This window comes from Pseudomonas sp. SZ40 (assembly GCF_052958135.1).
The window spans coordinates 44673-68081 of sequence record NZ_JBQWIF010000019.1 but is presented as its reverse complement, the minus strand read 5'-3'; the positions used below and the strand labels follow the sequence as shown (position 1 = coordinate 68081).

19 protein-coding genes are annotated in these 23409 nt (G+C 63.9%); 14 read left to right on the top strand and 5 right to left on the bottom strand.

Going from position 1 to position 23409, the window contains the following annotated elements:
• Positions 1-275 precede the first annotated feature (275 nt).
• Positions 276-2654 (top strand): penicillin acylase family protein, encoded by a 2379-nt coding sequence (locus ACT9T4_RS15950; protein WP_499117888.1) that lies wholly within the window; start codon positions 276-278, stop codon positions 2652-2654.
• Positions 2655-2731: 77 nt separating this feature from the next.
• Here ACT9T4_RS15950 and rpmG read toward each other — a convergent pair whose 3' ends face one another.
• A complete protein-coding gene (gene rpmG / locus ACT9T4_RS15945; protein WP_042553581.1) occupies positions 2732-2887 on the bottom strand; it encodes a 50S ribosomal protein L33 in 156 nt (51 codons plus the stop codon).
• Between the two features lie 9 nt (positions 2888-2896).
• A complete protein-coding gene (gene rpmB, locus ACT9T4_RS15940) occupies positions 2897-3133 on the bottom strand; it encodes a 50S ribosomal protein L28 (protein WP_042553582.1) in 237 nt (78 codons plus the stop codon).
• A gap of 381 nt (positions 3134-3514) precedes the next feature.
• On the opposite strand from rpmB, the gene ACT9T4_RS15935 reads away from it, so the two are divergent.
• Both ACT9T4_RS15935 and ACT9T4_RS15930 read left to right on the top strand, forming a co-directional pair.
• Positions 3515-5092, top strand: coding sequence for an ABC transporter substrate-binding protein (locus ACT9T4_RS15935; RefSeq protein WP_499117885.1), 1578 nt, complete (start codon positions 3515-3517; stop codon positions 5090-5092).
• A 122-nt stretch (positions 5093-5214) separates the two neighbouring features.
• A complete protein-coding gene (locus tag ACT9T4_RS15930) occupies positions 5215-6570 on the top strand; it encodes an esterase-like activity of phytase family protein (protein ID WP_499117883.1) in 1356 nt (451 codons plus the stop codon).
• A 19-nt stretch (positions 6571-6589) separates the two neighbouring features.
• Here the strand turns inward: ACT9T4_RS15930 and radC are convergent, their stop codons facing one another.
• Entirely contained in the window at positions 6590-7264 is a 675-nt protein-coding gene (gene radC, locus ACT9T4_RS15925; protein ID WP_042553584.1) for a RadC family protein, read from the bottom strand.
• 177 nt (positions 7265-7441) lie between these two features.
• Here radC and coaBC point away from each other — a divergent pair, with 177 nt between their 5' ends.
• The 4 genes from coaBC to argB all read left to right on the top strand — a co-directional run bounded on the left by coaBC (position 7442) and on the right by argB (position 12669).
• Entirely contained in the window at positions 7442-8650 is a 1209-nt protein-coding gene (gene coaBC / locus ACT9T4_RS15920; protein ID WP_042553585.1) for a bifunctional phosphopantothenoylcysteine decarboxylase/phosphopantothenate--cysteine ligase CoaBC, read from the top strand.
• 31 nt (positions 8651-8681) lie between these two features.
• Entirely contained in the window at positions 8682-9137 is a 456-nt protein-coding gene (gene dut / locus ACT9T4_RS15915; RefSeq protein ID WP_042553586.1) for a dUTP diphosphatase, read from the top strand.
• Positions 9138-10347: 1210 nt separating this feature from the next.
• Positions 10348-11739: a phosphomannomutase/phosphoglucomutase gene (gene algC / locus ACT9T4_RS15910; RefSeq protein ID WP_197077010.1), complete on the top strand. Its 1392-nt coding sequence runs from the start codon at positions 10348-10350 to the stop codon at positions 11737-11739.
• Between the two features lie 24 nt (positions 11740-11763).
• Positions 11764-12669, top strand: a complete 906-nt coding sequence (gene argB / locus ACT9T4_RS15905; protein WP_042553588.1) for an acetylglutamate kinase — start codon at positions 11764-11766, stop codon at positions 12667-12669.
• Between the two features lie 65 nt (positions 12670-12734).
• Here argB and ACT9T4_RS15900 read toward each other — a convergent pair whose 3' ends face one another.
• On the bottom strand, positions 12735-13832 hold the full coding sequence (locus ACT9T4_RS15900; RefSeq protein WP_042553589.1) for a TRAP transporter substrate-binding protein: 1098 nt from the start codon (positions 13830-13832) through the stop codon (positions 12735-12737).
• 310 nt (positions 13833-14142) lie between these two features.
• Here ACT9T4_RS15900 and ACT9T4_RS15895 point away from each other — a divergent pair, with 310 nt between their 5' ends.
• The 4 genes from ACT9T4_RS15895 (at position 14143) to yihA (ending at position 17818) form a co-directional block, all read left to right on the top strand.
• Entirely contained in the window at positions 14143-14688 is a 546-nt protein-coding gene (locus ACT9T4_RS15895; protein WP_042553590.1) for a TRAP transporter small permease subunit, read from the top strand.
• Positions 14681-16057 carry a TRAP transporter large permease gene (locus ACT9T4_RS15890; RefSeq protein WP_042553591.1) on the top strand — a complete coding sequence of 459 codons (1377 nt, stop codon included), beginning with the start codon at positions 14681-14683 and terminating at the stop codon, positions 16055-16057. The genes ACT9T4_RS15895 and ACT9T4_RS15890 overlap by 8 nt, the downstream gene beginning before the upstream one ends.
• Before the next feature lie 137 nt (positions 16058-16194).
• The gene (locus ACT9T4_RS15885) at positions 16195-17091 is read left to right on the top strand and encodes a D-hexose-6-phosphate mutarotase (protein ID WP_042553654.1); all 897 of its coding nucleotides are present in this window, start codon (positions 16195-16197) and stop codon (positions 17089-17091) included.
• Positions 17092-17176: 85 nt separating this feature from the next.
• Positions 17177-17818: a ribosome biogenesis GTP-binding protein YihA/YsxC gene (yihA, locus tag ACT9T4_RS15880; protein ID WP_042553592.1), complete on the top strand. Its 642-nt coding sequence runs from the start codon at positions 17177-17179 to the stop codon at positions 17816-17818.
• Positions 17819-18386: 568 nt separating this feature from the next.
• Here the strand turns inward: yihA and polA are convergent.
• Positions 18387-21215 carry a DNA polymerase I gene (polA, locus tag ACT9T4_RS15875; protein WP_499117880.1) on the bottom strand — a complete coding sequence of 943 codons (2829 nt, stop codon included), beginning with the start codon at positions 21213-21215 and terminating at the stop codon, positions 18387-18389.
• 75 nt (positions 21216-21290) lie between these two features.
• On the opposite strand from polA, the gene ACT9T4_RS15870 reads away from it, so the two are divergent.
• From ACT9T4_RS15870 to ACT9T4_RS15860, 3 genes are all read left to right on the top strand, one after another.
• Positions 21291-21575 carry a DUF2782 domain-containing protein gene (locus ACT9T4_RS15870; RefSeq protein ID WP_042553594.1) on the top strand — a complete coding sequence of 95 codons (285 nt, stop codon included), beginning with the start codon at positions 21291-21293 and terminating at the stop codon, positions 21573-21575.
• Between the two features lie 12 nt (positions 21576-21587).
• Complete coding sequence (locus tag ACT9T4_RS15865; protein ID WP_042553595.1) at positions 21588-22538, top strand: homoserine kinase; 951 nt, start codon at positions 21588-21590, stop codon at positions 22536-22538.
• Between the two features lie 188 nt (positions 22539-22726).
• Positions 22727-23404 carry a TVP38/TMEM64 family protein gene (locus tag ACT9T4_RS15860; RefSeq protein WP_499117877.1) on the top strand — a complete coding sequence of 226 codons (678 nt, stop codon included), beginning with the start codon at positions 22727-22729 and terminating at the stop codon, positions 23402-23404.
• Positions 23405-23409 lie beyond the last annotated feature (5 nt).

Below are 23409 nucleotides of genomic sequence, written 5' to 3'. Positions count from 1 at the left end.
AGCCGCGAAGTTTGGCTGGCCAAATGAGTCGGCGAGAAACGCAGCATCGCGGCAAAGCGGGACCGGCCCTGCGGGTTGCGCGGGGAGTTTCTCCGTGCGTCGCTGGAGGACCTGAAAAGGCAAGGCGCGGACGGCTAGTCCATTCCCTGTGTACTCTGCCTCTCCTGGCGAAATTTCTCGCGGCAACGCGGCTCGCGTTGAAACGTCAATAGACCCTGGTTGCGGCCGGCGCCGATTGCTCGCAGCATGGGCGCCCCCGGAACAAGGATGTGAGCATGAAACGCCTATTTATCACCCTGGCTGCACTCATGCTGGCAGTGACTGGCGCAGGAGCCTGGTACCTGCACGGCAAGCAGCCACTGCGTGAGGGCCAACTGACTCTGCAGGGTTTGAGCGCGCCCGTCGAGGTGCGCTATGACGAGCGCGGCGTGCCGCATATCGAAGCGCAGAACGAGGCCGACCTGTACCGCGCCCTGGGCTTCGTGCAGGCCCAGGATCGCCTGTTCCAGATGGAGATGCTACGCCGCCTGGCGCGCGGTGAACTGGCAGAAATTCTCGGCGCCAAACTGTTGCCCACCGACCGCCTGTTCCGCAGCCTGGAAATCCGTGCGAGGGCCGACCAGCAGGCCGCCCGACTGGATGCCGACAGCCCCCACGCCAAGGCACTCGCCGCCTATCTCGATGGCATCAACCAGTATCAGGACAGCCGCCCGGCGCCCCTGGAGTTCGACCTGCTGGGTATCGAGAAGCGCCCTTTCACGGCCGCCGACACCCTGTCCATCGCCGGTTACCTGGCCTACAGCTTCGCCGCAGCGCTGCGCAGCGAACCGCTGCTGACCCACATTCGCGACGAGCTCGGCAGCGACTACATGAAAATCTTCGATATCGACTGGCACCCCGAAGGCGTGCTCGACGCCTCCCTCGGGAAGAGCGACTGGCAGGCGCTCGACCGCCTTGCCCAGCTCAGCCAGCAGGCCCTGATCGACAACGGCCTGCCACAGTTCGAGGGCAGCAATGCCTGGGCGGTATCGGGTTCCCGCACCGCCAGTGGCAAGCCCCTGCTGGCCGGCGACCCGCATATTCGCTTCTCCGCACCGTCGGTGTGGTACGAGGCGCACCTCAAGTACCCGGGCTTCGAGCTGTACGGCCATCACCAGCCGGCGACCCCGGTGGCGTTTCTCGGCCACAACCGCGACTTCGCCTGGAGCCTGACCATGTTCCAGAACGACGACATGGACCTGATCGCCGAACGGGTCAACCCGGACGATCCCGAGCAGGTCTGGTACCAGGGCCGCTGGGTCGCTCTGCAGCGTCGCCAGGAGACCATTCAGGTCAAGGATGCCGAGCCGGTAACCCTGGCGTTGCGCCGCTCCCCTCACGGCCCGATCATCAACGATGCCCTGGGCGATGCCGATGGCACGACACCGATCGCCATGTGGTGGGCCTTTCTGGAAACCGAGAACCCGCTGCTCGACGCCTTCTACCGCCTGAACCGCGCCGACACCCTCGAAAAGGGCCGCGCCGCTGCAGAGCGCATACACGCTCCAGGCCTCAACCTGGTCTGGGCCAACGCCAGCGGTGACATCGCCTGGTGGGCCGCGGCGAAACTGCCTGAACGACCTGCCGGGGTGAATCCGGCGTTCATTCTCGACGGCGGCAGCGACGCGGCGGACAAACCCGGCTTCCAGCCCTTCAGCGCCAATCCTCAGGAGGAGAACCCGGCGCGCGGGTATATCGTTTCAGCCAATTTCCAGCCGCTGTCGGCCAGTGGCCTGGAGATTCCCGGCTACTACAACCCGCCGGAACGCGGCCAGCGCCTGAATCGGCACCTGGCCGACCCGGCTATACGCTGGGATCTGCACAACAGCCAGGCCCTGCAACTGGAGACCGGCACCGATTACGGCCCGCGGCTGCTGGCGCCGATCCTCGACGACTTGCGCGCAGCGGCAGCGGACGAGCCCGAACGGGAACTGGTCGAAACCCTGGCCACCTGGAAGGGCGATCATCCGCTGGATTCAGTGGCCGCCACCCTGTTCAACCAGTTCATCTTCGAGCTGAGCCGCTTGGCCATGGCCGAGAGGCTGGGCCAGGCCTCCTTCGAGCGATTGCTGTCGACGCGCATGATCGACAGTGCGTTGCCGCGCCTCACCGCCGACCCGCAATCGCCCTGGTGGGCACGTGCCGACGGCCGATCCCGCAGCCGCGCCGACGCAGTGGCCGATGCCTGGCGCGCGACCCTGCAGCACCTGCGAGCGACCCTTGGCGAGAATCCCGGGCAATGGCACTGGGGGCCGGCACACACGCTCACCCATCAGCATCCGCTCGGCGTGCAATGGCCACTGGACGCGCTACTCAACATCGGTCCGTTGGCTGCGCCCGGTGGCCATGAAACGCCGAACAACCTGTCGCACCGCATCGCCAGCGCGCCCTGGCAGGTAGGCCACGGCCCCTCCACGCGGCGCCTGATCGATATGGCCGATGCCAGCCACAGCCTGGGCATCAACCCGCTCGGCCAGAGCGGCGTGCCCTTCGATCGCCACTACAGCGACCAGGCGCAGCGCTTCATCGATGGCGCCTACGTACCACAGCACCTGAGCGACGAGGACGTCGTCGCCAATACCCGCAGCACGCTGACCTTGCAGCCCGCCCCCTGACCGCCTGGCAGGCAAATCACGGGCATGAAAAAGCCCGCCATGAGGCGGGCTTTTTCAACAACAGGGTCGCCGATCAATTACTTGATCTTGGCTTCCTTGTAGTTCACGTGCTTGCGTGCGACAGGGTCGAATTTCTTGATTTCGAGCTTGTCGGGGGTGGTGCGTTTGTTCTTGTCGGTGGTGTAGAAGTGGCCGGTACCGGCACTGGACACCAAACGGATCAGTTCGCGCATGATAGCTCCTTAAACCTTTTCGCCACGAGCACGAAGCTCGGCCAGGACTACGTCAATACCACGTTTGTCGATGATGCGCATACCTTTAGCGGTAAGACGCAGACGAACGAAACGGTTCTCAGACTCGACCCAGAAGCGGTGATGCTGCAGGTTCGGCAGGAAACGACGACGGGTTTTGTTGTTGGCGTGGGAAATGTTATTCCCGGTTACCGGACCCTTACCGGTAACTTGACAGACTCTCGACATACCTCAGCCCTCTAAAACCACATGCCCAACCCGGCATGGGTTGGCCGCTTAATCTCTGTTTTTCGGCGCTGGGCGCCGCGTTTCTTCAGGGTCTTACCGGCGATAGATCGCAATCAAGCAACCGGGCCCCTAGAAAAGAGCGCTGCTTTATACCAGAAAGCCCCCACAGCAACAAGCACGACCACACTTTAAATACGCGGCTCGCCGTGCGCCGGCCCGGCGATGCGGGCTCGCCCGGCAATGACCATTCGTCGCGACGATACGTTGTTCCCCTCCGACTTATCGCTTAGTGTCTGTTCACGCGTCAACGCGACCCACCCCAGTCAGCGTTTTCCATTCGACGGCCCGCCGGATGCGCGCCGCCCCGCTCAGGAGTTCCCCATGCGTCTCGCCCTTTTGCCGCTGCTCATCGCCCCGCTGTTCGCCCAGGCCGCTACGCTCAGCGTCTGTACCGAAGCCAGCCCGGACGGGTTCGACGTGGTGCAGTACAACTCCCTGACCACCACCAACGCGTCGGCCGACGTGCTGATGAACCGCCTGGTCGATTTCGATGCCGCCAGCGGCAAGCTGGTACCGAGCCTGGCCAGCAAATGGGAGGTTTCCCAGGACGGCCTCGTCTACACCTTCACCCTGCGCAACGACGTGCAGTTCCACCGCACCGACTACTTCAAGCCCAGCCGTCCATTGGAAGCCGACGACGTGCTGTTCAGTTTCCAGCGCATGCTCGATCCCACCCAGCCCTGGCACAAGGTAGCCACCAGCGGCTATCCCCACGCCCAATCCATGCAGTGGCCGGAGCTGGTCAAGGCGGTCGAGAAGGTCGACGCCCACCAGGTGCGTATTACCCTCAACAAACCGGACGCGACCTTCCTCGCCACGCTGAGCATGGGCTTCGCCTCCATCTACTCGGCCGAATACGCGGACCAGTTGTTCAAGGCCGAAACCCCCGAGAAGCTCAACAGCCAGCCCATCGGCACCGGGCCTTTCGTGTTCAGGCGCTTCCAAAAGGACGCCGCCGTCCGTTATGTCGCCAACGCGGATTACTTCGCCGGCAAACCGAATGTCGACGCACTGGTCTTTGCCATCACCCCGGATGCCAACGTGCGCCTGCAGAAGCTGCGCCGTGGCGAATGCCATATCGCCCTGTCGCCCAAGCCGCTGGACGTCGAAGCCGCCACCAAGGACGCCAACCTCGGCAGCGTGAAAACCGCGGCCTTCATGACCGCCTTCGTCGGCATCAACAGCCAGCACCCGCCACTGGACAAGCCTGCCGTGCGCCAGGCCATCAACCTGGCCTTCGACAAGACCAGCTACCTGAAGGCGGTATTCGAAAACAGCGCGGAACCCGCCAACGGCCCTTACCCACCGAACACCTGGGGCTACGCCAGCGATCTGCCGGGCTATGCCCATGACCCGCAGAGAGCCCGCGAACTGCTGAAAGAAGCCGGGCTGGCCGACGGCTTCAGCACCACCATCTGGACGCGGCCATCGGGCAGCGTGCTCAACCCCAACCCCAGCCTGGGCGCGCAACTGCTGCAGGCCGACCTGGCCGAGGTCGGTATCAAGGCGCAAATCCGCGTGATCGAGTGGGGCGAACTGATTCGTCGCGCCAAGGCCGGCGAGCACGATCTGCTGTTCATGGGCTGGGCCGGTGACAACGGTGATCCGGACAACTTCCTGACCCCGCAGTTTTCCTGCGCGTCGGTGGAGTCCGGCCTGAACTTCGCCCGTTACTGCGACGCCAAGCTCGACAAGCTGATCGCCGACGGCAAGGCCATCAGCGATCAGGCAAAACGCGCCGCGCTATATAAAGATGCTCAGGCGATCATCCAGCAGCAGGCGCTGTGGCTGCCCCTGGCACATCCGACGGCCTACGCCCTCATCCGCAAGGATGTCGAGGGCTACAGCGTCAGCCCGTTCGGCCGCCAGGATTTCTCCAAGGTCAGCGTGAAGCCCTGACACCCCATGCATTGCCTGCTGCCTGCCCGCTCTGGCACTGGGCAGGTCGCAGGCAGTTGTCACAGTCATGACACACGCCTGCCCCACCCTGTCCGTTCTCTACAGACGGGGATCGCTCGGCCATGCGCTTCGATTGCAAACTGCTCGCCACCACACTCTGCTGCGTCCCACTCCTCTGCCACGGGCAGGACACGGATACCGCCTACCCGGCGATACTGGCCGGCCACGCCGTGCTGCCGGCGGCCAGTTTCGTGACCCCGCCGGCTGATGCACCGGCCGATTTCGCGGTCAGCGGCAAATTCTCCAATGGCCAGCGCAGCGAGAAAATCGGCAGCGTGGAGGGGATGTCGGCCAATCGCCCCACCGGCATGTCGCTGCCTTTTCAGGGTCAGCCGCTGCAGGGCCATTCCGGTATCAAGCACATGCCTGACGGCAGCTTCTGGGTACTGACCGACAACGGTTTCGGCACCAAGGCCAATTCGGCCGACGCGATGCTCTACCTCAACCACTACGACGTCGACTTCCAGTCAGGCGAATTCAAGCGCCTGGCAACGGTATTTCTCAGCGACCCGGACAAGAAGGTACCGTTTCGCATCGTTCATGAAGGCTCGAAAGCGCGCTACCTGTCGGGCGCCGATTTCGACCCCGAGAGTTTTCAGTTCGTGGGTGATGCAATCTGGATCGGTGACGAGTTCGGCCCCTATGTGATCAAGGCCGATTTGCAGGGCCGGGTGCAGAAGGTCTTCGACGTGGAGGTAGCGGGCAAACCGCTGCGCTCGCCAGACAACCCCGCGGTCAAATTGCCTGGCTGGCCTGCCGAGCCGATGAATGTCGAGGTACGGCGCTCCAAGGGCCTGGAGGGCATGGCAGCCTCGAGCGACGGCAGCAAACTCTACGCCCTGCTCGAAGGCCCCCTGTGGGATGCCGCCAGCAACGGCGCCGAGCAGCAGGATGGCAAGAACGTGTTGCGCATGGTCGAGTTCGATGTGCAGCGCGAGGCCTGGACCGGGCGCCACTGGCTGTACGCCCTGGAGCAGCCCGGCCACGCCATCGGCGACTTCAACATGATCGATGCCGCCAGCGGGCTGATCATCGAGCGCGACAATGGCGAAGGTACCGCCGACAAGGCCTGCCCTGCCGGTGAAAAAGGCAGCACCTGCTTCTCCGACATCGCCCGCTTCAAGCGCGTCTACAAGGTGGCGTTCGACGACGGCAACGTCGGCCAGCCCGTGCGCAAGGTCGGCCATATCGACCTGCTCGCGATTCAGGACCCCAAGGGCATCGCCCGCAAGCCCTTGAACGACGGCGTGCTGACCTTTCCGTTCTTCACCATCGAGAACGTCGACATCGTCGATGACACGCACATCGTCGTCGGCAACGACAACAACCTGCCGTTCTCCAGCAGCCGTGAGCCCAACCAGGCTGATGACAACGAACTGGTTCTGCTCGAGGCAGGTGAGCTGCTGCGCGCCCGCTGAGCGGCGACGGCCGCGCCGGCTACATCCAGCCGTGCTCGGCCATCGACAACGGCTCGCCATCGCCCACGATGAAATGGTCGAGGATGCGCACTTCGACCAGGGCGAGCGCCTCCTTCAATCGCTGGGTCAGCACCTTGTCGGCCTGACTCGGCTCCGCGACGCCGGACGGGTGATTGTGCGTGAGGATCAGCGCCGCGGCATTGTGCGCCAGCGCGCGCTTGACCACCTGCCGCGGGTAAACGCTGGCACTGTCGATGGAGCCCTGGAACAGCGCCTCGAACGCCAGCACGCGATGCTTGGCATCGAGAAACAGGCAGCCAAACACCTCGTGGGGCTCGTGGCGCAACAGTGCCTTGAGGTAATCCCGCACCGCCTGGGGGCTTTCCAGCGCCGAATCACGCCGGAGCTGCTCGGCCAGATGCCGGCGGGCCATTTCCAGCACCGCCTGCAGCTGCGCGAACTTGGCAGGCCCGAGCCCGAGGCGTTGACTGAAGGACGCCAGGTCAGCCTGCAACAACGCCCGCAGGCTGCCGAAATCGGCGAGCAGGTGCCGCGCCAGATCCACCGCACTCTGCCCCGCCACGCCGGTGCGCAGGAAGATCGCCAGCAACTCGGCGTCGGTCAGGCTGGCCGCCCCCTGGGCCAGCAACTTCTCCCGCGGGCGCTCTGCCGCGGGCCACTCACGAATACTCATCGAGACACTCCCTGTCCATTCGAATCGGCATCACCTGCCGCTGGCGAAATCCTCGCCCGGCACGCCACTGCTCCCCTGCTGCCGCTGTGCTATCGTAGCCCGGTTTTTCGCGGGGTGCCGGGGCTGGGGAGGCGCCGGCATCCTGCGTCTGTAACTCCATACGACAAAGGCAGAGTTATGCAGCGGCTGTATCGCAAACGCATCATCCTTGGCGTGGGTGGCGGCATCGCGGCGTACAAGAGCGCCGAGCTGGTACGCCGACTCAAGGACCAGGGCGCCGAAGTGCGCGTGGTCATGACCCAGGGTGGTCGCGAGTTCATCACCCCGCTGACCCTGCAGGCGCTATCCGGTCACCCGGTGCATCAGGACCTGCTCGATCCGGCTGCAGAAGCCGCCATGGGCCATATCGAACTGGCGCGCTGGGCCGATCTGGTGCTGATCGCTCCAGCGACCGCCGACCTCATGGCGCGCCTGGCACAGGGCGTGGCCGACGACCTGCTGACGACACTGGTGCTCGCCACCGACGCCCCGGTAGCCTTGGCGCCGGCGATGAATCAGGCCATGTGGCGCGACCCGGCCACCCAGGCCAATAGCGCCTTGCTGCGCGCGCGCGGCCTGCGCCTGTTCGGGCCGGCATCCGGCAGCCAGGCCTGTGGCGACGTGGGCCTGGGGCGCATGCTCGAAGCCGATGACCTGGCGCATCTCGCCGCCGACTGCTTCGAACACCTCGCTCTGACCGGCAAGCACGTGCTGATCACTGCCGGCCCGACCCAGGAAAACATCGACCCGGTGCGCTACATCACCAACCACAGCTCCGGCAAGATGGGCTTCGCCCTCGCCGAGGCCGCCGTGGAGGCCGGTGCCAAGGTCACGCTGATCAGCGGTCCGGTGCACCTCGCGACACCGGATCGGGTCAACCGCATCGACGTGGTCAGCGCCCGTGACATGCTCGCCGCCTGCGAAGCGGCGATGCCCTGCGATATCCTCATCGCAGCGGCCGCGGTCGCCGACTACCGCCCGGAAGTTGTCGCTCAGCACAAATTGAAGAAAGACCCGAACAGCGGTGACGGCCTGCTGTTGCAGATGGTCCGCAACCCGGACATTCTCGCCACTCTGGCACACCGTGACGACCGCCCCTTCAGCGTCGGCTTCGCCGCCGAGACCGAGAATCTGCTGGAGTACGCCTCGCGCAAACTCAAGGACAAGAACCTCGATCTGATCGTCGCCAACGACGTGGCCAACCCCAGCATCGGTTTCAACAGTGAAGACAACGCGATCACCATCATCGATCGCGAGCTCCACCAGAGCAGCTTCGCGCAGACCAGCAAGGGCAAGATCGCCCGGCAACTGGTGAGCTTCATCGCTGCGCACCAGCGCAAACCCTGACATTCATCAGCACGGAAAACCTGATCGCCCCATGCACGCCCTACAAGCCAAGATTCTCGACCCACGCCTCGGTAACGACTTCCCAATGCCGGCCTATGCCACGCCGGGTTCGGCAGGCCTCGATCTGCGTGCCATGCTCAAGGAAGACCTGACCCTGGAACCAGGGCAGACCGTATTGATCCCCACGGGTCTGGCGATCCACGTTGCCGACCCTGGTCTGGCGGCGCTGATCCTGCCGCGTTCGGGCCTGGGCCACAAACACGGCATCGTGCTCGGCAACCTGGTCGGCCTGATCGACTCCGACTACCAGGGCGAACTGATGGTGTCGTGCTGGAACCGCGGCAACAGCGCCTTCAAGATGGCGATTGGCGAACGCATCGCTCAGTTGGTACTGGTGCCCGTCGTGCAAGCGCGCTTCGAGGTCGTCGAGGACTTCGACGACAGCGAGCGCGGCACCGGTGGTTTCGGCCACTCCGGCAGCCACTGAAGCAGACCCAATCGCCAGGAGACGTCTGATGAAAGGCTTCAAACGCGCGCCCAAGGAAGAACGCTCCGGCGATTCGCAAGGTAACGCCCAGTCGAAACCCAAGGCCACTGCCGACCTGTTGCCCGGCGCCCTGGCCGCCACCCTCGGCGCAGTATTGGCCGGTGCGCTGCTATGGTTCACCGCGGTCAGCCCGGCCCAGCAGGTGCAGCAGCAACAGCTGACCCGCGCCTGGGGCGAGAGCCAGGCAGCCAGCCTGCAGCAGGCGCTCAAGCAGCTCAGCGCCGATACCATCGCAGCGGCACGCAACCCGGCACTCTCACAAGCGCTGCAGAGCGGCGATGCGCAGCAGCTGAGCAACGCCGAAAACGGCCTGCGCTACTGGAACGGCGTGGTCGACGCCCAGCTCAACCTCACCGGCCAGGCCGTGCCGGACAGCAGCCGCAGCGCGCCGATGAACTTCGCCGCGCTGGACATGCTGCGCCGCCTCGAGGGCGGTCAGGCACCGGCCGTGGAGGCCTATCGGGTAGGCGATCGCTGGCTGGCCTACAGCGTTGCCCCCGTGCGCCAGGACGACGCCCAGCCGATGCTCGGCACCCTGCTGTTGGCGGTGGACATAAATCGCGTGCTTGCCAACCTGCCAGCGCTGCCCGCCGATGTCGGACAGATCCAGTTGGTGCAGCGCTTCGACGGCGGCGCCCCACAGGTCCTCACCCAGCGTGGCCAGGCCGATGGCAGCGCCCAGACATTCGCCACCGGCAACCCACACTGGACGCTGAACTTCACGCCAGCCTCCAGCCTCGGTGCGACCGGCCTGTCGCCGACGCTCCTGGTACTGGCGCTGCTGGTTGCCCTGGCTGGTGCGCTGGCCGGGCTTTATCTGGTCAATCGGCGCTTGCTGCAGCGTCTGGACAGTGACACGTCGCAATTGACCCAACTGGTTAAAGAACTCTCCGCGGGCAAAGCCGTCAAAGCCTTCAGCTTGAGCCTGCCCGCCCTGCATGACCTGGCACAAAGCCTGAGCCGACTCCCCCGTCGCGCCCAGGAGTCCGTGGCCGTACGCCCGGACGTCACAGCCAGTCAGCAACCCAGTAGTAGCGTCGCGGCCAAGCCGGCGGATTTCGTAAATCCGCTGTTTCAAGACACCGATATCCTCGATATCGACATTCTCGACGACGACCAGGATCTCCTGGGACTGGAGCAGACCCCGATCATGACCGCGCCGCAAGCCCCGAAACTCCCAGCAGACATCTTCCGAGCCTATGACATCCGCGGCGTGGTAGGCGCTGGCCTGACCCCGGAAACCGCGTACTGGATCGGCCGCGCCATCGGCTCGCAGAGCATCGCCGAAGGCGAGCCCAACGTCTCCGTTGGCCGTGACGGCCGCCTGTCCGGCCCAACGCTGGTACAGCAGTTGATCCAGGGTCTGGTCGACAGCGGCTGCCAGGTCAGTGACGTCGGCATGGTGCCGACGCCTGTGGTGTATTACGCCGCCCACGTGCTGGCCGGCAAATCCGCGGTGATGCTCACCGGCAGCCACAACCCGCCGGACTACAACGGCTTCAAGATCGTCATCGCTGGCGATACCCTGGCCAACGAGCAGATCCAGGCACTCAAGACGCGCATCGACACCAATGACCTGCTCAGCGGTGAAGGCAGCGTGGAGGCGGTCGATCTGCTGCCACGCTATCTGGAACAGATACGCAGCGACATCGCCATGGCCAAGCCGCTGCGCGTGGTGGTCGACTGTGGCAACGGTGCGGCAGGCGTGATCGCCCCGCAGCTGATCGAAGCCCTGGGCTGCAAGGTGATTCCGCTGTTCTGCGACGTCGACGGCAACTTCCCCAATCACCATCCGGACCCGGGCAAACCCGAGAACCTCGTCGACCTGATCGCCAAGGTCAAGGAAGAGAACGCTGACATCGGCCTGGCCTTCGACGGCGATGGCGACCGTGTCGGTGTGGTCACCAACACGGGCGCGATCGTCTACCCGGACCGTCTGCTGATGCTCTTCGCCAAGGACGTGGTCTCGCGCAACCCTGGCGCCGACATCATCTTCGACGTCAAATGCACCCGCCGCCTGACCCCGCTGATCAGCGGCTACGGTGGTCGTCCGGTGATGTGGAAGACCGGCCATTCGCTGATCAAGAAGAAGATGAAGGAAACCGGTGCCCTGCTGGCCGGCGAAATGAGCGGCCACGTGTTCTTCAAGGAGCGCTGGTTCGGTTTCGACGACGGCATTTACGCCGCGGCCCGTTTGCTGGAGATTCTCAGCCAGGACAAGCGCACTGCCGAACAGGTATTCGCCGCGTTTCCTGACGACGTGTCGACCCCGGAGATCAACATCCAGGTCACTGAGCAGACCAAGTTCCCCATCGTCGAGCGCCTGCAGCGTGAAGGCCAGTGGGGCGAAGGCAGTGTGACCAACCTCGATGGTGTGCGCGTCGACTACCCGAAAGGCTGGGGCCTGGTGCGTGCGTCCAATACCACGCCGGTTCTGGTGCTGCGCTTCGAAGCGGAGAACCAGGCCGAACTGGAGCGGATTCAGGAGCTGTTCCGCACGCAGATGCACCTTGTCGCACCCGATGTAAAATTACCGTTCTGATCCGCCCAGCACTGGAGCCCCTGCATGACCCTAGAGCGTGATGCCGCCACCAACGTCGCCAAGGTTCTGTCCGAAGCACTGCCGTACATTCGCCGCTTCGTTGGCAAGACCCTGGTGATCAAATACGGCGGCAACGCCATGGAAAGCGACGAGCTGAAGACCGGCTTCGCTCGCGACATCGTGCTGATGAAGGCCGTAGGCATCAACCCGGTGGTGGTTCACGGCGGTGGCCCGCAGATCGGTGATCTGCTCAAGCGCCTGTCCATCGAGAGCCACTTCGTCGACGGCATGCGGGTGACCGACGCACAGACCATGGACGTGGTGGAGATGGTGCTCGGCGGCAAGGTCAACAAGGACATCGTCAATCTGATCAACAGCCATGGCGGCAGCGCCATCGGCCTGACCGGCAAGGATGCCGAGCTGATCCGCGCCAAGAAGCTCACCGTCAGCCGCCAGACGCCGGAGATGACCCAGCCGGAAATCATCGATATCGGCCATGTCGGTGAAGTCACCGGGGTCAATGTCGAGCTGCTGAACATGCTGGTCAAGGGCAACTTCATCCCGGTTATCGCGCCAATCGGCGTGGGCCCGGACGGCGAGTCCTACAACATCAACGCCGATCTGGTGGCCGGCAAGGTCGCCGAGGCGCTGAAGGCCGAGAAACTGATGTTGCTGACCAACATCGCTGGCTTGATGGACAAGCAGGGCGAGGTACTCACCGGCCTGACCACCGAGCAGGTGGATGGGCTGATCGCCGACGGCACCATCTACGGCGGCATGCTGCCGAAGATTCGCTGCGCACTGGAAGCGGTGCAAGGCGGCGTGACCACCGCGCACATCGTCGACGGTCGCGTACCCAATGCCGTGCTGCTGGAAATCTTCACCGACACCGGTGTGGGCACCCTGATCAGCAACCGCAAACGTCACTGATCGCTCTGCGCAGCACAACAACGCCGGCTATCAGCCGGCGTTGTTGTTTGCGTAGGGTGCAGCATTCAACGAATCGCGTAGATGTCCTTCTCGTTGGCTTCGGCGTACTCGTACAGGCGCGCCAGGTAGGCCTTCTGCTGCTCCCAGACTTTCTGCGCAGCAGGGTCGGCGGCAGCGGTGGCATCGACCACACCGGCAGAGACCTCCTTGAGCTTGGCGAGCACGTCATCCGGCAGGCGGCGCACGTCTACACCGGCCTGTTTCAGCTGCTCCATGGACTCCATGTTCTTGGCGTTGTAGTCGTCGAGCATGTCGCCGTTGACGTCGCGAGCAGCGGCGCGAACGATGGCCTGCAGATCGGCCGGCAGGGTTTCCCAAGCCTTGATATTGATATCCAGTTCGAAGGTGACGTTCGGCTCCTGCCAACCCGGTGTGTAGTAATACTTGGCCGCCTTGTGCAAGCCCAGCGCCTGGTCGTTGTACGGCCCGATCCATTCGGTGGCGTCGATGGTGCCGGTCTGCAGGGCGGTGAAGATCTCGCCTGCCGGCATGTTGACCACGGTACCGCCGACCTTGGTGAGCACTTCGCCGCCGAGGCCTGGAGTGCGCATCTTCAGACCCTTGAGGTCATCGACCGAATTGATTTCCTTGTTGAACCAGCCGGCGGTCTGCACACCAGTTGCGCCACAGGCCATCGGCAGCACGCCGTGAGGCTTGTAGACCTCTTCCCACAACTGCATGCCACCGCCATAGTGCAGCCAGGCATTCATTTCCTGGGCATTGGGACCGAATGGCAGTGCACAGAAGAATTGGGCAGCGGGTACCTTGCCCTTCCAGTAGTAAGGCGCGCCGTGGCCCATTTCGGCAGTGCCGCGCGAGACCGCGTCGAACACTTCGAGAGCCGGTACCAGCTCACCGGCCGCGTAGACCTTGATCTTCAGGCGGCCATTGCTCATCTGCTCGACCAGCTTGGCGAAGCGCTCGGCGCCCACGCCTACACCCGGAAAGTTCTTCGGCCAGGAGGTGACCATCTTCCAGTTGAAGTTCCTGGTTTCGGCGACCGGCTGGGACGAGTCGGCCGCACCGGCTTCCTCCTTGCACCCGACCAATGCACCTGCGGCAATGCCGACACCAGCAGCAGCCAGTATTTGGCGACGTTTCATAGGTAGCTCCTTGTTGTTGTAATACTTACCTTCGGGCCGTTCCAGCCTCGATAACACAGTGGCGATCCGCCAACCGCCCCGCGCGCTATCCTATGCCCGCCTAACGGCCACTCGGCGCGTACAAATGTTTCAACCCGTGTCCATCGAATGCCCTGAGAGCCGCGCCAGCGGCTCAACACAGCCCCTTCGAGGGCAACCGGCCAGTACCGCGGACTGACGCCAGCCAAGGCGTATCGCCATTGCCGTAGGTGCAGCCTCCTGCCTAAAATCCCCCGCTTTTCGCTCTTTTCGATAACTATAAGGACGCGTCATGTCCAACAAGCCTTCACTTCCGCTGGGGATCGCACGCGTCATCGACGCGGTGAACTTTCGCTTCGGCCAGGCCTGCTCCTGGTTGACCCTGTTTCTGGTCCTCGGCACGGCGCTGGTCGTGGTATTGCGCTATGGCATGAACCTGGGCGCGACCGCGCTGCAGGAAGCCGTGCTCTACGCCCATGCCCTGGTGTTCATGGGCGCTTCGGCCTGGGCACTGCAACGCAATGCGCACGTGCGTGTGGATATCTTCTATCAGCAGTTCAGCGGCCGCCGTCAGGCGCTGGTCGAGGTGCTCGGCACCCTGTTCCTGCTGCTGCCGGTCTGCCTGTTCCTCGGCTGGGCCAGCTGGGATTACGTGGCCAACTCCTGGTCGACCCGCGAGGGCTCCAGCGAATCGGGCGGCCTGAAGTTCGTCTACCTGCAGAAGAGCATCATTCTGGTGCTGGTGGTCAGCCTGACCCTGCAAGGTATCTCCAACCTGATCAAGGCGATCTACCTGCTCCTCGGTGTGCTGCCCGAGCCGGAGGTGAAACATGGCTGAAGTCATGTCGATCCTGCTGTTCGTGAGCATCTGCGTGGTGCTGATGGGCGGTTTTCCGGTGGCCTTCACCCTGGCGGGCGTATCCCTGCTGTTCGCCGGCATCGGCATCGCAACCGGCACCTTCGACGCCGGTTACCTGAGTGCCCTGCCCAACCGCCTGTTCGGCATCATGAACAACCAGACCATGCTGGCCGTGCCGCTGTTCGTGTTCATGGGCGTGATGCTGGAAAAATCCAAGGTTGCCGAAGACCTGCTGGAATCCATGTCGCGCCTGTTCGGCGGCATCCGCGGCGGCCTGGCGATTTCGGTGTGTCTGGTGGGCGCGTTGCTCGCGGCCAGCACCGGCATCGTTGGCGCCACCGTGGTGACCATGGGCCTGCTGGCCCTGCCGACGCTGCTCAAGCGTGGTTTCGACCCGGCGGTCGCTACCGGCACCCTGGCCGCCACCGGCACCCTGGGGCAGATCATCCCGCCATCCATCGTGCTGGTCCTGCTCGGTGACGTGATGTCCAGCGCCTACCAGCAGGCTCAGTTGCGCATGGGCATCTTCTCGCCGAAGACCGTGTCGGTAGGCGACCTGTTCATGGGCGCCCTGGTGCCGGGTCTGCTGCTGGTGGTGCTGTATGTCGTCTACCTGATCATGGTGGCGATCTTCCAGCCGAAGAAGATGCCGGTGGTTCCCAAGGAAGAGCTGGGCGACGTGGAATGGGGCAAGCTGCTCGGTTCGCTGGTACCGCCGCTGGCCCTGATCATCGCAGTGCTCGGTTCGATCCTCGGTGGTTACGCGACGCCTACCGAAGCAGCGGCCATCGGTGCGGTCGGTGCGACCCTGCTGGCGCTGTTCAAGGGCCAGCTGAACCTGACGCAGTTGCGCGCCGTGGCCCAGGGCACCACGGAAATTTCCAGCATGGTGTTCCTGATCCTGATCGGCGCCTCGCTGTTCTCTCTGGTGTTCCGTGGCTTCGGCGGTGAAGCGCTGATCGAGGACGTGTTCCAGCAACTGCCAGGCGGCGTGCTCGGCGCGTTCTTCCTGGTCATGCTGGTGATCTTCCTGCTCGGGTTCATACTCGACTTCATCGAGATCATCTTCGTGGTGGTGCCGATCGTCGGGCCCGTGCTGCTGGCCATGGGGCTGGATCCGGTCTGGCTCGGGGTGATGATCGCCCTGAACCTGCAGACCTCGTTCCTCACTCCACCGCTGGGCTTCTCGCTGTTCTACCTGCGCGGCGTGACCCCACGCTCGGTAAGTACCGCTACCATGTACCGGGGCGTGATTCCGTTCATCATCATCCAGTTGATGATGCTGGTCATCGCCTACCAGTTCCCGGGCCTGATCACCTGGCTACCGAATCAGGTCTACGGTTCGTAAACTGGCAAGCGGTAAAGAACGCCCGTCTCGACGGGCGTTTTTCATGGCAGCGAGCGAACCTCGAGGCCGCGCAGTGGCCCAACAGGCAACGTCTACCAGGCCGTCGAAGAACGGCCTGCTACAGGAGCAGCATGTTCATGAGCACCACCAACGAACGCATCCAGCTCGGCGACCTGGTCTGCTGGCGCATCCACCACGCCGGTGCCGAGCTGCTGGTGAGCGAGCAAGGCGCGCAGATTCTGCGTTATCAGCCGGCCAGCGGGCAGCCACTGATCTGGCTCAGCGACGAAGCCGCCTATGCGGCCGGGCAAAGCGTGCGCGGCGGGATTCCGGTGTGCTGGCCCTGGTTCGGCGACCTGCAGCGCAACCCCGAGGCGATACGCGCTGCCCATGCACGCCCCGAAAACGCGCCCGCCCATGGGTTGGTGCGTACTTGCGACTGGCAGTTGATCGGTCTGAACACCGAGGAGGACGGCGTGACGCTGTCGTTCGCCTACGACACCGCTGCGCAACCCTTCGCAGAGTGGCCGTTTGCCGCCGAACTGCAGCTCGATATCCATCTCGGCGAGCGCCTCAGGCTGACCCTGACCACACGCAACCTCGGCGACACCGAGCTGCCGATCAGCCAGGCGTTGCACAGCTACTTCGCGGTCAGCGACATCCGCCAGGTGAAGGTCGAAGGCCTGGATGCCTGCCGTTACGTCGACACCCTCGACGGCTGGAAGAAGGTCCGCCAGAAAGGCGCGCTGGCATTCACCGGCGAGACCGACCGCATCTACCTCGACACACCAGCGCAACTGAGCATCGTCGATCCGCTGTGGAAGCGCCGCATTCTCATGCGCAGCGAGGGCTCTGGCTCGGCGGTGGTGTGGAACCCGTGGATCGCCAAGGCCAAGCGCCTGTCGCAGTTCGCCGACGACGCCTGGCAAGGCATGCTCTGCATCGAGCACGCCAACGTGCTGGATGACGCCCTGATTCTCGCGCCGGACGCCGAATACAAGCTGGAAGTGACACTCTGGTCGCAAGCACTCTGAGACATCGCGGCGGTCAGCCCGTACGGGTCAGCGGGCCTCCAGCCTGATAGACTGCCGCGATGCACGCCCTCCACCGGATACCCCGATGCAAGCAAAGAACCCTGCAATCGGCTTGTGTCAGCAAGCCACTTTTCTGATCAGTGCCGCCAAGGTCGACCAATGCCCGGACGACCAGGGCTTTGAGGTCGCCTTCGCCGGGCGTTCCAACGCCGGAAAATCCAGCGCGCTGAACACCCTGACCCACGCCAGCCTGGCACGCACCTCGAAAACCCCGGGGCGCACCCAGTTGCTCAACTTCTTCCGCCTGGACGAAGAACGCCGCCTGGTCGACCTGCCCGGCTACGGCTACGCCAAGGTACCGATCCCGCTCAAGCTGCACTGGCAGAAACACCTCGAGGCCTATCTGGGCAGCCGCGAAAGCCTACGCGGGTTGATTCTGATGATGGATATCCGTCATCCGCTCACCGAGTTCGACCGCATGATGCTCGACTGGTCCGGCGCCAGTGGCATGCCCATGCACATCCTGCTGACCAAAGCCGACAAGCTGGCTTTCGGCGCGGCGAAGAATGCACTGCTCAAGGTTCAGCAGGAGATTCGCAAGGAATGGGGCGATCACGTCAGCATCCAGCTGTTCTCGGCCCCCAAGCGCATCGGCGTGGAAGACGCACAAACCGTTCTGGGCCACTGGCTGGGCCTGATCGGCGCAGAGGATGAGCCTGAGCAATAACCTTCGCGTCGATCCCTGACGCCCGGCAGATGGAGTGACTACGAACCTCTCGGGTTCGCTTCGCTCGACCCAGGCAACGAAACGCCCCGCAGACGCGGGGCGTTTTGCATTGCGCGAAAGAGATGTACAGGCACGGGGCCACGGTTGAGCTGCCCAGTTCATCGATCGCCGCATCATGCGCACGCATACTGCACGGGCTGCCAACCTCGGCGCAGAGCGGTTTTGTGCGGGCAGGAGGTTGCGCCTGGGCAATCAGGGTCTACGCTGCAAGAAGGGAATGAGGGGCTGAAGCTGCCTGGCACTTTTCTGCAGGCAAAAAAAACCCCGAACTTCGTATGGGGAGGGAGAAGATCGGGGTTTAAGGGTCTGAACCGCTAGGGCGGGGCTCAGATGTCTGCCAACACTTAACACAACAAAGGAGCATCGAAGGGCTTTATGGGCCATTCACAAACTCTGACCGGGTGGACAGAAGTAAAGTTCAGCGATGCTTAGAATGCTTTGTTTGGTCTCGATACCAGCTAAGAATGCTCAGCTCTAAGTGATAACGTGACGCATCTCCCCAAGGTGCTCAATGAGCCTCGTCCCAGTTATTGCCAACACCCACCTCGACGAGCATCGGCACATCCAGCTCGGCGGCCTCGGCCATCAGCGGGCGAATCCGCGCGCTGACCTGCTCGACCAGATCCTCACGCACCTCCACCACCAGTTCATCGTGCACCTGCAGGATCACCCTGGCATCCAGGCCTGACTCGGTCAGCCAGTTATCCACAGTCACCATGGCTTTCTTGATGATGTCCGCAGCAGTGCCCTGCATCGGCGCGTTGATCGCCGTACGCTCGGCACCGGCACGCTCCTGAGGGCGGCTGGACTTGATCTGCGGCAGGTACAGACGACGCCCGAACAGGGTCTCCACGAAGCCCTGCTCGGCAGCCTGCTGACGGGTGCGGTCCATGTACTCGCGCACACCCGGGTAGCGGGCGAAATAGGTCTCGATGTAAGCCTTGGCGGTTTTGCTGTCCACGCCGATGTCCTTGGCCAGCTTCTGCGCCCCCATGCCGTAGATCAGGCCGAAGTTGATGGCCTTGGCGCTACGCCGCTGATCGGAGGTCACCTGATCCAGTTCGACCTTGAACACTTCGGCAGCCGTCGCGGTGTGCACGTCGAGGTTCTCGCGGAAGGCATTCATCAGGCCTTCATCGCGTGACAGGTGCGCCATGATGCGCAGCTCGATCTGCGAATAGTCCGCCGCCAGCAGCTTGTAGCCCTCGGGCGCGATGAAGGCCTGGCGAATACGCCGGCCCTCGGCGCTGCGCACCGGGATGTTCTGCAGGTTCGGGTCGCTGGACGACAGGCGCCCCGTGGACGCGACCGCCTGTTGATAACTGGTGTGGATACGCCCGGTACGCGGGTTGATCTGCTCCGGCAGGCGGTCGGTGTAGGTGCTCTTGAGCTTGCTCAGGCTGCGGTACTGCATCAGCACCTTGGGCAGTTCGTAGTCCTGCTCGGCCAGCTCGGCGAGTACCGCTTCGGCAGTCGAAGCCTGACCTTTGGCGGTCTTGCTGATGATCGGCAAACCGAGCTTTTCATAAAGGATGGCGCCCAGTTGCTTGGGCGAGCCGAGGTTGAACTCTTCGCCGGCCACCTCGAACGCCTCGCGCTCCAGCGCGACCAGCTTTTCGCCCAGTTCCTGGCTGTGACGGCCCAGCAGGTTGGCATCGACCAGCGCACCGTTGCGCTCGATACGCGCCAGCACCGGCACCAGGGGAATTTCGATATCACGCAGCACGCTGGCCAGGCTCGGCTCCTGCTCCAGACGGCTCCACAGGTGCTGGTGCAGACGCAGGGTCACGTCGGCGTCCTCTGCGGCATAAGGGCCGGCCTGTTCCAGGGCGATCTGGTCGAAGGTCAGCTGCTTGGCACCCTTGCCGGCGATGTCCTCGAAACGGATGGTGCTGTGCCCCAGGTACTTGAGCGACAGGCTGTCCATGTCATGGCGTGTGGCGGTGGAGTCCAGCACGTAGGACTCGAGCATGGTGTCGAACGCCACGCCCTGCACGGTGATGCGCGTGGAGGCATTGGCGAGGACATTGATGTCGTACTTGGCGTGCTGGCCGACCTTGGCCTTGGCCGGGTCTTCGAGAATCGGCTTGAGCGCGCGCAGCACGGCATCACGATCCAGCTGCTGCGGGACGCCCATGTAGCTGTGGGCGACCGGCACGTAGGCAGCTTCACCGGCCTTGACCGCGAACGACAGACCGACCAGCTGCGCCTGCTGAGCATCGACGCTGGTGGTTTCGGTATCGAAGGCGATCAGTTCGGCCTGCTGCAACTGGACGAGCAGCGCATCGAACTCGCCCTGCTCGAGGATCGTGCGGTAATGGCCGGTAACCGCCACCGGCTCGCTTTCGGCAACGGGAGCATCACCTGCAACGGGCGCAGCGGGTTCAGGGCTGCTGAACAGATCGTCGGCAGCCGGTGTGAGCTCTGTCCTGGCCCTGGGCTTGGGTGCGGCGCTCTTGTTCTGGCGCAGCAGTTCATCGAGCCAGCTCTTGAACTCCAGCTCTTCGTAGAGCGGTATCAGTGCTTCGACATCGGGCTCGCCGGGGTACAGCCTGGCGTAATCGAGGTCCAGCGGCACGTCCAGCTTGATGGTCGCCAGCTGATAGGACAGATAGGCCATCTCACGGTGTTCTTCGAGCTTGGCCGGCAATGTCTTGGCGCCGCGAATCGGCAGGCCTGGCACCTTGTCGAGGTTGGCGTAGAGCACGTCGAGGCCGCCGCCGACACCGACCAGCAGACCCAGAGCGGTTTTCTCACCGACACCGGGCACGCCTGGAATGTTGTCGACCTTGTCGCCCATCAGCGCCAGGTAGTCGATGATCAGCTCAGGGCCGACACCGAATTTCCCTTTCACGCCCTCGATGTCGTAAACGCTACCGGTCATGGTGTTGACCAGCGTAACGTGCTGGCACACCAGTTGCGCCATGTCCTTGTCACCCGTGGAGATCACCACGTCACGGCCCTCGGCGGCGCTCTGCCGGGCCAGGGTGCCGATCACGTCATCCGCTTCCACGCCTTCGATGCACAGCAGCGGCAGGCCGAGCGCACGCACGCTGGCATGCAGCGGCTCGACCTGCAGGCGCAGTTCGTCGGGCATCGGTGGACGGTTGGCCTTGTACTCGGCGAACAGTTCATCGCGGAAGGTCCCGCCCTTGGCGTCGAAAACCACCGCGAAGGGGCTGTCCGGGTACTGCCGGCGCAGGCTGCGCAGCATGTTCAACACCCCTTTGACCGCGCCGGTGGGCAGGCCTCGGGAGGTGGTCAGGGGCGGCAGGGCATGGAAGGCGCGGTACAGGTAAGAGGAACCGTCCACCAGGACGAGGGGGGCTTGGCTCATGAGCGTGATCAACCTTTTCGGCGGGCGTGGCGCTAGAATACGCAGCACCGTTGATATCAAAGGGACAAGGTTACCATGGGACCACTGAATCGCTTGATCCTGCTTGCCGTGCTGGCCAGCGTGCCATTCGCCGCTCAGGCCGATGACGCCCCCTCGGCGGATCCTGATGTAACCATCCGCCAGGACGGCGACCGAACCGTGGAGGAGTACCGGGTCAACGGCTTCCTCTACGCCATCAAGGTCACCCCGAAAGGTGGCAAACCCTATTTCCTGGTTCGGGCCGACGGCAGCGACGGCAATTTCGTGCGGTCCGATTCGCCGGACATGCTGATCCCGGCCTGGGAAATCTTCAGCTGGTAAGGCAGTCAATTCATGTCGGTGTTCACCCCGCTGCAACGTCCGCAACTGGATACGTTTCTCGCCCCCTACGGGCTCGGCCGTCTGCTCGACTTCCAGGGCATCGAGGCCGGTAGCGAGAACAGCAACTTCTTCGTCAGCCTGGAGCAGGGCGAGTTCGTGCTGACCCTGATCGAACGCGGACCAAGCGACGATCTGCCGTTCTTCATCGAGCTGCTGGACGTGCTCCACGATGCCGGCCTGCCGGTGCCCTACGCGTTGCGCACCGACAGCGGCGAAGCCTTGCGCAGCCTGGCTGGCAAGCCGGCGCTGCTGCAACCGCGACTGAGCGGCAAGCACATCAGCGCGGTCAACGCCCACCATTGCCAGGAAATCGGCGGCCTGCTGGCGCGCATTCACCTGGCGACCCGCGAAAGCCCGTTGCCACGCAAGAGCGATCGGGGCCTGGAGTGGATGCTGCGTGAAGGTGCAGCACTGGCCCTGCGGCTGCCTGCCGAGCAGGCCAGCCTGCTGAACGACGCCCTGGAAGAGATCGCCACATTGCAGGAACGCGTGCGCAAACTGCCGGGTGCCAATCTGCATGCCGACCTGTTCCGCGACAACTGCCTGTTCGAAGGCACGCACCTGAGCGGAGTGATCGACTTCTACAACGCCTGTTCGGGGCCGATGCTCTATGACCTGGCCATCGCCGTGAACGATTGGTGCTCGGATGAGCAAGGGCGACTGAATGCCGAACGTACCCGTGCACTGCTCGGTGCCTACGCCGCACTGCGTCCGTTCAGCGCCGCCGAAGCCGAGCTGTGGCCTGCCCTGCTGCGCATCGGCTGCGTGCGTTTCTGGCTATCGCGGCTGATCGCCGCAGAAGCCTTCGCCGGCCAGGACGTGCTGATTCACGATCCGGCCGAGTTCCAGCGTCGTCTGGCCGAACGTCAGCACGTCGACCTGGCGTTGCCGTTCGCGCTGTAGATCTCCGGCGGGACCGGGGGCTTGTAGCATCCAGTCGCGTATGCCCTGGCTCAGCGCCTGTACCGTTCGAGCGCTTGCCCCTATGCTGCGGCTCTCATCCGCTGCTACCGGTGAAACGCGGCTGGCAGCTCGATCGCCACTGACTCGCGCGAAATCGAGTCAGGTTCACGACCTTGCAGCGGGCCCCTATGCAATCACCGACGCCCAATCACAAAGGGCGCCCGGCGCCCGCTACACCCGCCACCTGGGCACTGCGTATTCTCGGCGCGATCGTCTTGCTGGTGCTCGCCGTGGCGATCTGGAACGCCTGGGATCACCAGGCCTTCATCGCCTGGCGCGAAGAAGCCGGGGTGCTGCCGTTTTTCCTCGCCATGGCGATAGTGCCTGCGCTGGGTGTGCCCATCACGCCCTTCTTCATCGTCGCCGGCGCGACCTTCGGTGTGCCTATAGGGCTCGCCGGCAGCGCGGTCGCCCTGTCGGCCAATCTGCTGCTGTGCTACTGGATAGCCCGCAGCGGCCTGCGGCCCTGGCTAGGTCGCCTGCTCGCACGTACTCGCTACAGCATTCCCGACTTCGAGAAGGGTGATGGTGCGCTGCGTTTCGCGCTGCTGGTGAAGCTGGCCCCTGGCGTACCGATCTTCATCAAGCACTACCTGCTCGGTATGGCCGGCGTCCCCTTCTGGATCTACTTCGGGGTTTCCGGGCTGATCACCGGCATCTACGCGGTGGCCTTCGTGGTACTGGGTGAGTCGCTGCTCGAGCATGATCTGGGCAACAGCGCAGGGGCCCTCGCCGTGCTGGGCCTGGTCGCGCTGGCGATCTACCTGATACGCCGACGCTTCACCGCCAGGCAAGGCTCCGAATGAGCGGG